At 41.1% G+C, this 12,777-nt stretch carries 13 protein-coding genes; all 13 read left to right on the forward strand.

Annotated features, from left to right (window positions below):
• Positions 1-463 precede the first annotated feature (463 nt).
• The 13 genes from DXB73_RS06715 (at position 464) to DXB73_RS06780 (ending at position 12,673) form a co-directional block, all read left to right on the forward strand.
• Positions 464-1,093: an ABC transporter ATP-binding protein gene (locus DXB73_RS06715; protein ID WP_022024309.1), complete on the forward strand. Its 630-nt coding sequence runs from the start codon at positions 464-466 to the stop codon at positions 1,091-1,093.
• A gap of 121 nt (positions 1,094-1,214) precedes the next feature.
• Complete coding sequence (locus tag DXB73_RS06720) at positions 1,215-3,137, forward strand: BMP family ABC transporter substrate-binding protein (protein WP_118690547.1); 1,923 nt, start codon at positions 1,215-1,217, stop codon at positions 3,135-3,137.
• 20 nt (positions 3,138-3,157) lie between these two features.
• A complete protein-coding gene (locus DXB73_RS06725; protein ID WP_022024307.1) occupies positions 3,158-3,823 on the forward strand; it encodes a metallophosphoesterase in 666 nt (221 codons plus the stop codon).
• Between the two features lie 181 nt (positions 3,824-4,004).
• Positions 4,005-4,631: an RNA polymerase sporulation sigma factor SigK gene (gene sigK, locus DXB73_RS06730; RefSeq protein WP_022024416.1), complete on the forward strand. Its 627-nt coding sequence runs from the start codon at positions 4,005-4,007 to the stop codon at positions 4,629-4,631.
• Positions 4,632-4,776: 145 nt separating this feature from the next.
• Complete coding sequence (locus tag DXB73_RS06735) at positions 4,777-5,736, forward strand: HD domain-containing protein (RefSeq protein WP_118690548.1); 960 nt, start codon at positions 4,777-4,779, stop codon at positions 5,734-5,736.
• A 56-nt stretch (positions 5,737-5,792) separates the two neighbouring features.
• On the forward strand, positions 5,793-7,211 hold the full coding sequence (gene rlmD / locus DXB73_RS06740; protein WP_118690549.1) for a 23S rRNA (uracil(1939)-C(5))-methyltransferase RlmD: 1,419 nt from the start codon (positions 5,793-5,795) through the stop codon (positions 7,209-7,211).
• 203 nt (positions 7,212-7,414) lie between these two features.
• Complete coding sequence (locus tag DXB73_RS06745) at positions 7,415-7,657, forward strand: hypothetical protein (RefSeq protein ID WP_118690550.1); 243 nt, start codon at positions 7,415-7,417, stop codon at positions 7,655-7,657.
• A gap of 119 nt (positions 7,658-7,776) precedes the next feature.
• Entirely contained in the window at positions 7,777-8,124 is a 348-nt protein-coding gene (locus DXB73_RS06750; RefSeq protein ID WP_243103982.1) for a hypothetical protein, read from the forward strand.
• Between the two features lie 266 nt (positions 8,125-8,390).
• Positions 8,391-8,630, forward strand: a complete 240-nt coding sequence (locus DXB73_RS06755) for a DUF3791 domain-containing protein (RefSeq protein WP_118690552.1) — start codon at positions 8,391-8,393, stop codon at positions 8,628-8,630.
• On the forward strand, positions 8,627-9,097 hold the full coding sequence (locus DXB73_RS06760; RefSeq protein WP_118690553.1) for a DUF3990 domain-containing protein: 471 nt from the start codon (positions 8,627-8,629) through the stop codon (positions 9,095-9,097). Before DXB73_RS06755 ends, DXB73_RS06760 begins: the two co-directional genes overlap by 4 nt.
• On the forward strand, positions 9,094-9,303 hold the full coding sequence (locus tag DXB73_RS06765; protein ID WP_118690554.1) for a DUF3791 domain-containing protein: 210 nt from the start codon (positions 9,094-9,096) through the stop codon (positions 9,301-9,303). The genes DXB73_RS06760 and DXB73_RS06765 overlap by 4 nt, the downstream gene beginning before the upstream one ends.
• Positions 9,304-10,202: 899 nt before the next feature.
• On the forward strand, positions 10,203-11,162 hold the full coding sequence (locus tag DXB73_RS06775) for an L-lactate dehydrogenase (RefSeq protein WP_118690556.1): 960 nt from the start codon (positions 10,203-10,205) through the stop codon (positions 11,160-11,162).
• A gap of 110 nt (positions 11,163-11,272) precedes the next feature.
• A complete protein-coding gene (locus tag DXB73_RS06780; protein WP_182448201.1) occupies positions 11,273-12,673 on the forward strand; it encodes a uracil-xanthine permease family protein in 1,401 nt (466 codons plus the stop codon).
• Positions 12,674-12,777: the final 104 nt, after the last annotated feature.

Here is a 12,777-nt window from a genome sequence, read left to right on the forward strand (position 1 = left end):
GCAGAGCTTTTGTGTGATTTCTTATTTTGTTAAGTCTCTGATGAATACATGCCCGAGGGATTGTCTGAGATATCCCGGTCTAGCAAGGTATCATCCATTTTTGGACGGGACGCTTTCGCTACGATGCGCTACGTCACGTTACTTAATGTCTCTGAAATACGAGACATAAGTAACGACGAGCGCAAAGTCCCTTTCAAAAATGATGATTACCTTGCTTCCGGGATTTCGAGTTCTCCGAAGGGCATGTAAATCAATCATCAGAGACAACAAAATTTAGAAATCACCTAAAACGTAAATGCGGCAAGGCAATTACTATAGTTCTCTGCCAGCAGAAATCGTCATGTTGTAGCTGCAAAATACATAGTAATCTTTGAAATAATAAGCAATATGTGACGATGTGATGATTTTGGAGATGCGAAGTTGGAATGCGCTGATGTATTAGATTGTAAGGGAGGACTAGAGCATGATAGAAGTTCAAAAGGTATCATTGCAGATAAAAAAAGCAAAGATATTAGAGAATGTTGATTTCACCTGTCAAAAGGGGCAGATTTGTGGTGTCGTGGGTAGAAATGGAAGCGGTAAGACGATGTTGATGAAGTGTATCTGCGGTTTTGTGAAACCGACTTCTGGAGAAATACAGGTAGATGGTCAAGTGATTGGAAAAGATATAGATTTTATTCCGAATGCTGGAATCATTATTGAAACACCGGGGTTTATTCCTAATTATTCAGGCTATAAAAATCTGCAGTTGTTAGCATCTATTCAAAATAGAATTGATAAGACAAGGATTCGTGAAGTTATGCAGATGGTAGGATTGGATCCGGATATGAAACGTAGTGTAAAAAAATATTCCTTAGGAATGCGTCAAAGATTGGGGTTAGCACAGGCAATTATGGAAGATCCAAGTGTATTAGTTCTTGACGAGCCCTTTAATGGGTTGGATAAGGAGGGGGTTGTGGAGATGCGGCAATATCTGTTGCAATTAAAAGATGCGGGAAAGGCGATTATGGTTTGCTCACATTCATCGGAGGATATTGCAGTTTTGTGTGACCGTGTGTATGAAATGGAGCATGGCAAATTGACGCCTAAATGATTGCATTCGCCCCAATTGGTTGCTATACTAATATAGTAGAAACCGTTCCGGGCATGTTGTGTTCGATGCAACGTGACAATGAGCGGTAATGAGTATTGATAGGCAATAGATTGGAGGAGCTATGGCATACGACGATTATTTGAAGGCACAAAAATTAGCTTTAAAAGCATATAAAAATAAAACAGTGAGAGGTGCATATCCGTATCTTCCGGTATTGGATGAGATTCTTTCTCATGTCCGGATTGAGAGAGAGGAAATTCTGGGGACGGTAAATATTCCATTAAAACAAGTGGTGGGAACATCCTCTGCAGGGCGTACGCAGGCATTTGCATCTAATTTTATGCCTTTGTTGGATTATGGCAGTGAGTTTGCTACAAAGTGGTCAACACTCTATGATGCGCAGATTGAAGAGGGGATTCATACTCCGATCAAGGCCTATGAATTTTTAAATAAATATTATGTGATCGAAGGAAATAAGAGAACCAGTGTACTCAAATATGTAGATTCTCCAACTATCGCTGCGGAAGTGATTCGTAAGGTGCCTCGTTTAACGGATGATCCGGAGATTCAAGTCTATTATGAATATATGGATTTTTATCGTAAAACAAAGATTAGTTATGTCATCTTTACCAAAACCGGAGGATATCAGAAGTTATGCGAATATGTGGGACGAGGGAACAATGAAGAGTGGACGGATGATGACCGCATGAACTTTTCATCGTTCCATTTGGCATTTTATAATGCATACAAAGCATTGGGGGGACTGGAGTTAAAGGATATTACAGAGGATGATGCGCTGTTATTGTATCTGTCCCTGTATCCGTACAATGAGTCCATGGAGAAATTAACCGGTGAGATAAAAAAAGATTTGGAAAAGATCTGGCCGGAAATCAAAACGCTGACCGTAGAGGAACCGGTAGAATTATTGATCACACCAACGACGGAAACGTCTATGATCAAGAAGATCCAGTCCAAAAAAGTGCACAAGGTGGCATTTGTTTATGATGTACCACCATCAAAATCGGATTGGATCTATGCACAGGAATTAGGGCGCGAGCATATTCTGGATGTATTTCACGGGGAGATTGAGGCGGAGAAGTTTATCGCCAAGCCTTATGAGGAAGATGAGGAGTTATTTACGGAGCTTTGCGAAGAGGGATATGATATTATTTTTGCAATCGCACCAATGTTTATTCGAGCCTGCATCAAAGTGGCACCGTTGTATCCAAATACAAAAATATTGAATTGCTCGTTAAATTCACCGCATGCATCCATTCGAACCTATGGTATTCGTATTTATGAAGGCAAGTTTTTGCTGGGGATGGTGGCAGCAGCGATGAGTGAGCAGGATGACATTGGATATCTGGCGGATTATCCGATTTACGGTGTGATTCCGGGAATCAATGCATTTACGCTGGGAGCGCGCGCGATCAACCCACGTGCCCGTATTCATTTGCAGTGGTCGACGATGAAAGATGCGCATACGGATGAGTACTTTTTAAGCCATGGCATTTCATATATTTCTTCGCAGAATATGATCTCGCCGACGAAAGAGGACCGTGCCTTGGGATTGTATCATTTGACCGAGAATGGTGCCAAAAATATAGCTACTACGGTGTACCAGTGGGGTGCTTTTTATGAGGAATTGATCAACAGTATCATGCGCGGATCTTGGAAAACAGACACGACCAAGGAGCCAAAGGCGCTGAATTACTGGTGGGGATTGTCCGCAAATGTGCTGGATGTTATTTTGGGTAGCAGTGTTCCGACCAGCACGCGCAAACTGGTTGATTTTATGAAAAATGCGATCGCTGAGGGAAATTACTGGATGTTTTCCGGAGAATTATATGATAAAGATCATAATAAGCGCTGCAATGCAGACGAGGCGCTGCAGTCTGAAGATATAATGATGATGGATTGGCTGATCGATGGTATTGTAGGTGATATTCCTACGATCCATCAGTTGATAGACCATGCGAAAGAGCTTGTCAGTCTCCGTGGATTGAAGCAGGTACTTCCGGAGGGAGAAGGCAAGATTTTGTAGGAAAGGCATGGTGAGAACGGATGAAGATATTGTTATTAGCGGATGTAGAATCAAAATATTTATGGGACTATTTTGAAAAAGAAAAGCTTGATGGCATTGATCTGATCATTTCCTGCGGAGATCTGAAAGCGGAGTATTTGTCTTTTTTGGCAACATTTACGACAGCTCCTGTGCTTTATGTACATGGTAATCATGACGTGAAATATGATTATAAAGCTCCGGATGGATGTGTATGTATTGATGACCGTGTCTTTGTGCACAATGGGCTGCGTATTGCGGGACTTGGTGGTTCGATGTGCTACTCCATGAAGAAATACCAGTACACCGAGAAGCAGATGTATAAACGACTGGCTCGCTTAAAGTGGCGTATCCGTATTCGGGGCGGGTTAGATATTTTAGTGACACATGCGCCGGCTAAGGATCTGGGAGATGCCGAAGATCAGCCACACAGAGGATTTCGGTGCTTTCGTTGGATCATGAAACATTACAAACCGGAGTATTTTTTTCATGGACATGTTCACATGAACTATAACCGTAATCAGCCACGTGTCAGCAGCTACTTAGATACAACGATCATTAATGCGTATGACCGGTATATCGTTGAAGTGCCGGATCCGGAGAAAAAACGCAAATTCTGGCAGAAAATGAACAAATTTTTGTATCCAAACGACATTTATTTTGAATAGATAACTCAAACTTCGCACATCCAAGATTATCGTGTTATTACATAATAAGTAATATGTGACCTGACAGTAGCTTTGGATGTGCGAAGTTTAGGTAAATAGCATTTTTGTAAAATGTGGAAAGGCACTTCCTTTTGGTGCGCTGCATAAGATATATGGATAGCGTGAAAGGGGAAGTGCGACAATGCAATCATTTCCACAACCTCCCAGCGCCAAAGAAGAAAAAGAGTACCTGAAAAAATGCAAGGAAGGCGACTGGCAGGCGCGTAATCAATTGATTGAGCGGAATATGCGCCTGGTTGCCTATATTGCCAAGAAGTACCAGCAGTCAGGGGTAGAAATGGAGGATCTTATTTCGATTGGAACGATTGGACTGATCAAGGGAGTGGACAGTTTTAGGGAAGACAAAAAGATTCGGCTTGCAACGTATTGTGCGAGATGTGTAGAAAATGAAATACTGATGTATCTTCGTTCCGTAAAAAAGACAGCGCGTGATGTATATTTGTTTGATACCATAGGTTCGGATAAGGAAGGAAATGAAATCAATCTGTTTGATGTATTGGAATATGAGGAAGAGGATATTGCAGATCGTTTGACGAGAAAAGAGCATATTGGTAAGTTGGAACAATATATGGAACAAACCCTGACACCACGAGAAAAAGAGATACTTTGCCTGCGTTACGGCATACAGGCAAAGGAGCAGAAAACGCAGAGGGAGATCGCAGAAATTTATCAAATTTCCAGATCTTATGTATCACGTATTGAAAAAAAGGCACTAAAGAAATTGAGAGATCGTTACGAAGACGAATAAAAAAGCCAAAAGGGGCTGTTATATGAATTGCAGATGGTTCATATACAGCCTCTTTTTGATAGATTTGGACTGGACGCGGACGGTCAAATATGCTAACATTTTCTCTATATGATAAGATCAAGGACAGAAAGGAAATGAAAAAGATATGACATACATCAAAGAATATCAAGAGGGAAATAAGTTTTTTGGCATTTATTTGTGCAAATCCAAGCAGGTATTAAAAACAAAGGCTGGTAAGACTTATTATTCTTTGCTCTTGCAAGATAAAACGGGGATTATTGACGGAAAAGTTTGGGAACTCACCAATGCGATCAACGATTTTGACAGCATGGATTTTATTATGGTAGATGGTATGGTTACGACTTTTCAGGGGAGCAGACAGGTAAACATTAATCGTATTCGCCAAGCGCAGGAGGGAGAATATGATCCGAAAGAGTATATTCCGGCATCGAAATACGACATTCCTCAGATGTATGAGCAGCTGAAACAGCATATTGAAGGGATTAAAGAGCCACATTTACATAGACTTGCAGAGATGGTGTTCGTGGATGATACAGAGATCGCTAAGGAGTTTCAGCAGCATTCTGCTGCCAAATCGGTGCATCACGGTTTTATTGGCGGACTGTTACAGCATACGCTCGGTGTAACAAAAATGTGCGAGTATTTTGCGCAGAATTATGAAATCTTAGACCACGATCTTCTGATCACTGCAGCGATGTTTCATGATATTGGAAAGTTATATGAATTGTCTGACTTTCCGACGAATGAATACACAGATGAAGGTCAGCTTTTGGGACACATTTTCTTGGGTGCTGAGCTGATCGGCAAATGGAGCAGCCAGATTCCGGGATTCCCACCGGTATTGGCAACGGAGCTTCGTCATTGCATTTTGGCACACCATGGTGAGTTAGAATATGGATCTCCTAAAAAACCGGCGTTGGCAGAGGCGATGGCACTTAATTTTGCGGACAACATTGATGCGCGCATGGAGACAATGACGGAATTATTTGATAAAGCAGATCCAACGATGGAATGGCTTGGATTTAATCGAATTGTAGATTCCAATGTACGTCAGAGCTCGGGATATTTGCAGAAACGCAAATAGAGAAAGTTGTGAAAGGTCTTAAGAAGATATGGGCTGAGGAAGGAATAGATAGTAGCATGGGAAAAAAAACAAAAAAAGAATTTTCAGAGGCGGTTTGTCACAAAAATGACGAGCTGACCCTGGAAATAATTGATATGGGAACAGAAGGTGAAGGAATTGGGCGTGCAAATGGGTACGCCCTTTTTGTCAAGGACGCATTGGTTGGAGATATTGCCCGAGTACGGGTAATGAAAACGAGAAAGCATTTTGGATATGCGCGTTTGTTAGAAATTATACAGCCGTCGCCGTTCCGCGTGGAACCGAAATGTCCGGTGGCAAGACCGTGCGGTGGATGTCAGTTGCAGCATTGCAGCTATGAAAAGCAGTTGCAGTGGAAGCAGGAAAAAGTGGCGAATTGTCTCCGGCGCATCGGCGGGATTGATATAGACAAAAATGAGGTTGTTATGGAACCGATCATGGGAATGGAAGTCCCATACTATTATCGCAACAAATCGCAATACCCGGTTGGTTATGACAAAGACGGAAATCTCGTCGCAGGTTTTTATGCCGGTCGTACGCATCAGATCATTTCCTGCCGCAATTGTGCGATTGCTGATCCGGCAAGCCAACTGATCATAGACACCGTGCTTGACTTTATGAAGCAATATGGCATTCGTGCTTATGATGAAACGACCGGGAAGGGAATTGTGCGGCATATATTGATCCGTTCCGGCAAAAGCACCGGGCAGATCATGGTTTGTCTGGTTATTAATGGAACCAGACTTCCGCATAAGGAAGAATTGATCGAAGTACTGCGAGAAGCGAATCCACAGATTGTCAGCATTTGCATAAATATCAACGATAAAAATACAAATGTTATTCTCGGCCGGGAAACGAAAGCGATTTATGGACAGGATTATATAGAAGATTGTATCGGCAGCTTACGCTATCGTATTTCTGCGCAGTCGTTTTATCAGGTAAATCCTATTCAGACGAAAAAACTTTATGATAAGGCATTAGAGTATGCTGATCTGCATGGGGATGAAACGGTTTGGGATCTGTACTGCGGCATTGGAACAATCTCCTTGTTCTTGTCCCAAAAGGCGGACAAGGTATATGGTGTTGAAATCGTAGAACAGGCTGTAAAAAATGCACGTGAAAATGCAGCATTGAATGAGATATCCAACGTAGAGTTTTTTGCCGGGGCAGCAGAAGAGGTCGTACCGGCGAAATATCGTGAGAGCGGAGGGACATTACGCAGTGATGTGGTCGTGCTCGATCCACCGCGAAAGGGATGTGACGAAAAATTATTACAAACGGTCATTCAGATGGAGCCAAAACGCATTGTGTATGTCAGTTGCGATCCGGCAACGCTGGCAAGAGACTTGAAGTATTTTGGAGAGAATGGGTATGCCCTGAAACGAATCTGCCCGTGTGATATGTTCGGTCACAGCTATCATGTGGAGACGGTCGTGTTGATGTCAAAAACTAAATAGAAAAATAGTAGAAATGCCATAAATAAAGGCTTTGCAGACCAATGGTCGCATTTTCGGATGTTGCCTTTGGTCTTTTTTAGTTATCTCTGGAAACTTATCAGTGAGTTTAAGGCAATTGAAAAATACAGAAGTGCGGCATCTAAGATTTCTGCAATGGTGCAAGTGCGAAATGCAGAGAGGTTAGTGTAAAGAACCAAAAAATAATGCTTAGAAGACCTCGGACACAAATAAATAAAGAAAATGTCGATGTCTTACAACTGTTAGATTTATTGAAAGATTTTGAGCAGTATGTGGATGAGGATATGGTTGCAGCAACATATATTATTAGTTCATATATCAAAAAAATCGGAATGAAACGCTCAGATGTAGATAAGTATATTACATTGTTTCCAGATCGGGTTTATAAATATATTTATGAAATGAGGTTGTATAATGTTTTTGCATAATGACAAGGAATTATTTCAGGAAGTAATTGTTTCTGCTGCCGATTATTGATTGGGAGAACGCAAGAAGCAGAAGAGATTATAATGCATATACTTTCTCTTATGACCCGATAGAGGGGTATGTGTCGGAAGGAAGGCTCATTCATGGCGTTAAGATGGAGGTGTCACTTGCCTCATTGTCTTTTCCTACAGTGGAACTATCTGTTGAGAGTTATGAGTATCAGTATTTGATGAAAGAGAATGAAGATATTGTAGATGAGTATGATTTGCACCCATTTACTATGAAAGTTCAGGACATCGACAGAACCTTGGCAGATAAGGTGTTTGCGATTTGTGATTACTATATTGACGGATCGGTCTATAAGGGTGGAAAATTATTGTTACTGGTATATGATGAAGAAACTGACCATTATTATCAAGTTGAAAATGGTAAAATGATTCCTGTCAGACCTTTTGCCAGGTACCGATAACAGAAGGAACACATTATGTGATTCGTGTAAAAATCAGTGAAAAAAGAGAAAAAAACAACACTAAATCACATGAATATCTCTCAAAAAATAACACTAAACGATAATAAATGTGTAAAAAGATATCCGAAATAGACTACTGTACATGCTTTGTGAATTTTGATATAATTAGGCTCAAAGCGGAAGAATGAGGCCTAGAATACGGACATATCTGAATAATTTGTTATAACGATAGATGAATCAACTATGAACAGGAGGTCATGCAAGTTATGGAAATAGATAAGACTATGCATGGAAGCAGAGAATTAGAATTTGCAATTTTCTGTATTGAAAATGTTGCATCAAAGTTAAATGTGGATGCTACCAAGGTCTATGCCGCCTTGACAGAACAGACAGATATTTTGAATGAATATATCATTCCGGAATATGAGGTTCTGCACACGCAAAGCAAGGAGTATATCGTGAATGATATTATTGATATTATGAAAGAAAGAGGCGTGAAATTATGATCTTATATCATGGTTCATTTGTAGTGGTTGCTCAGCCGGATTTGTTGCACTCCAGACCGAATGTTGATTTTGGAAAAGGCTTTTATGTCACACCCATTTATGAGCAGGCTGAGAAATGGTGCAACAGATTTAAGCGTCGTGGTAAGGATGGTATTGTATCACGGTATGTGTTTGACGAAGGTGTGTATAGAGATTTAAAGGTGCTGACATTTGATACCTATTCAGAGGATTGGCTGGATTTCATCCTGAACTGCAGAAGAGAGCAGGATGGTACAGACTATGATCTTGTGGTTGGCGGTGTAGCAAATGATAAGGTGTTCAATACAGTAGAACTGTTCTTTGATGGATTAATTGATAAGGCAGAAGCCATTCGCAGATTGCAATATGAAAAGCCGAACCTGCAAATGGCTTTTCGAACGGAAAAGGCACTGTCTTATTTGTTGTTTGAAGGGAGTGAAAAGCTATGAATGCCAATCCAATTCTCTTACAGAAGAAGTATGCACGAGTGGTAGAACTTTTTGCAAAAGAGAATAATATCTCGCTGGAGAAAGCTTTAGATATTTTTTATCATTCCGAATTGTATAAGCTCATGAGCGAGGGTGTATCCGATATGCATTGTATGAGTGACGAATATCTTGTCCGGGAGCTGGAAGAAGAAAAAAATATAAAATAGCCTATGCATCTAATTGAAGAAGCATACGAATTGCTTAGAAAAACGAAAAACGGTGTATCTACCCCACAGGCTGAAGGAAATCCATCTGACATTAGAGATGTTCAAAAAATGATAAGCGTAGAGCGTGGATTAAAAGAATTAATAGACAACTGAGCCATTATATTTTATAAATATGATTCGTGTAAAAATCACATGAATATCTCTCAAAAAATAACACTAATCGATAATAAATGTGTAAAAAGATATAATGAATGGCTTCAAAAATTTGACACATATATTATAATAAGGTCGTACATAATATAGATAACTCAAACTTCGCACATCCGAAATCACCATGTCGTCACATATTGCTTATTATGTCAAAGAATATGAAGCATTTTGCAGCCATAACGTAGCGATTTCTGTCGGCAGAGAACTATAGTAATTGCCTTGCCGCATTTTCGCTTTTGGTGATTTCTAGATTTTGTTGTCTCTGATGTATGATTTACATGCCCTTTGGAAACTCGAAGTCCCGGAAGCAAGGTATTCATCATTTTTGAAGGGACTTTGCGCTCGTCGTTACTTATGTCTCGTATTTCAGAGACATTAAGTAACGTGACGTAGCGCATCGTAGCGAAAGCGTCCCGTCCAAAAATGGATGATACCTTGCTAAACCGGGACATCTCAGACAATCCTTCGGGCATGTATTCATCAGAGACTTAACAAAATAAGAAATCACGCAAAAACTCTGCGTTCTGCGGCAATTATCTTAGCTCGCTGCCGACAGAGCAAGTTAACTTGTCGTCTGCAAAATATCACATTTATTGCAGACATAATAAGCAATATGTGACCCGATGGCGGCTCCGGATGTGCGAAGCTTGAGTAGGTAACAATTGACAGAAGTGAAATGGAGGTAGTCTATGAGCAAACAGGTAGACACAAGAAAAGCGGCGATGATAGGATGTGGATTTGTTGGTTCAGCATCGGCATTTGCATTAATGCAGAGCGGATTATTTTCGGAATTAGTATTGATTGATGCAAATCACGATAAGGCAGAGGGCGAAGCGATGGACATTGCGCATGGTCTGCCATTTGCGGGACAGATGAAAATATACGCTGGCGATTATGATGATATTGTGGATGCAGCAGTGATCATAGTGACAGCCGGTGCAGCCCAGAAACCAGGAGAGACAAGACTCGATCTAGTCAACAAAAATGTTAATATTTTCAAAAGCATTATCCCTGAGATTGCGAAGAGAAACTATAAAGGAATCCTTCTGATCGTGGCAAATCCGGTTGATATTTTAACATATACTGCAGTTAAGCTGAGCGGTCTTCCGGAAAATCGTGTCATAGGATCCGGAACAGTACTTGATACTGCAAGATTAAAATATGCGTTAGGAGAACATTTGGAAGTTGATTCCCGAAGCGTTCATTCCTTTATTATTGGAGAGCATGGGGACAGCGAGATCGTTGCTTGGAGCAGTACTAACGTATCGGGAATCCCGGTCAATGATTTTTGCGAATTACGTGGACATTTTAACCATGAAGAAGCAATGCACAGGATCGCAGATGATGTTAAGAACAGTGCGTATGATATTATCGAAAAGAAGGGTGCGACGTATTATGGCATCGCAATGTCGGTTAAGCGTATCTGTGAGTGCATTATGCGTGACGAAAAGTCAATCCTGCCAATCTCCTCTATGATGCATGGAGAGTATGGGATCAGTGATATTTGCTTGAGTATGCCTACGGTTGTTGGTAGAGAAGGAGTGGAAACTCGTGTGCCGATCCAGCTTAACGAACAGGAGGAAAGTGCATTAAGTGCTTCTGCAGAGCAATTGTCAAAAGTGGCAGCACAGTTGGATCTTGCTTTATAAATAACAGTACAATATTGCTACAATCTTCATTCCGTGCTATGATATTTGGTAGATTTGGGCTGCAAAATTTTACGGCCTTAGTTGAAAATATTATTATATTGGAGGAAAAAATGAAAGAGACAAAAGAAGGTATTTATGATGCACGTCAGCTTGGCAAAGCAAAAATGCTGATCCTTGGAATACAGCATATGTTTGCAATGTTTGGTGCGACTATTTTGGTGCCGATATTGGTAGGCGGCTACTTTAAGGAGGCATGCGGCGAACCGCTCACACAGGGGCTTACGGTTGCGGTTACGTTGTTTTGTGCAGGTGTTGGTACACTGATATTTCATGTGTGTTCCAAATTTAAGGTTCCGGCGTTTTTAGGATCTTCCTTTGCATTTTTAGGTGGATTTTATACCGTGGCCAATTTGAAACACGGGATGTACGCAACAATGAGTGCTAATGATAAAGTAGCATATGCATGCGGCGGTATTGTAGTAGCAGGCCTGTTATATCTGGTCGTTGCATTGATCTTTAAGATGGTCGGTGTAAACCGCGTCATGCGTTTTCTGCCGCCGGTAGTAACAGGACCGATCATCATCTGCATTGGTTTATCTCTTGCACCATCGGCGATCCAAAATGCATCGACCAATTGGCTGATCGCCTTTGTAGCATTGGCGGTGATCATCATCTTTAATATTTGGGGAAAGGGAATGTTTAAGATCATTCCGATCCTTATGGGTGTTGTAATTGCATATGCTTTTGCGCTGATTTTGACAGCCTGTGGTATTACGAATCCAAATGGTAAGGCGATTCTTGACTTCACTTCTATTTCCGGAGCTAAGTGGATCGGACTTCCACCGTTCCAGATGTGCAAATTTGATATTACATCCATCCTTGTTATGGCACCAATTGCTATTGCAACAATGATGGAACATGTTGGTGATATGTCAGCAATTTCTGCAACAGTTGGTAAAAACTATATCGAAGATCCGGGGTTGCATCGAACTCTGTTAGGCGATGGTCTTGCAACCGCTTTCGCAGGATTTATCGGAGGACCGGCGAACACAACATACGGCGAAAATACCGGTGTATTGGAACTGTCTCGAGTGTATGATCCGAGAGTAATTCGTATTGCAGCGGTATTCGCAGCGTTACTATCCTTTGTACCAAAGTTCTCAGCAGTGATCTCAACAATGCCGGCATCCATTATCGGTGGAGTATCATTTATGCTATATGGTATGATTTCTGCAATCGGTGTTCGTAATGTGGTTGAGAACAGAGTGGATCTTACAAAGTCCAGAAATCTGATCATTGCCGGTGTCATTTTTGTATGTGGATTAGGTTTTTCGGATGGTCTGACATTCAAAATCGGTGGTGCGACGATCACGTTGACTGCATTGGCAGTAGCCGCGATCGCCGGAATCCTGTTGAATGCCATTTTACCGGGCAATGATTATACGTTTGGCAAGAATCCGGATGGAGATCAGAGCCGCGGGGTATATGTTATGAACCACGATGACAAATAGAATCAGAGCCGTGGGGGTTATGTTATGAACCACGATGACAAATAGAAAATGATAGTTATGGTATCGAAGATTTAAGAAATATAAAGTTGTTAATTCCAACTGAT

Origin of the sequence: Clostridium sp. OM05-6BH, from assembly GCF_003481635.1 — a bacterium.
Taxonomy (GTDB): domain Bacteria; phylum Bacillota; class Clostridia; order Lachnospirales; family Lachnospiraceae; genus Butyribacter.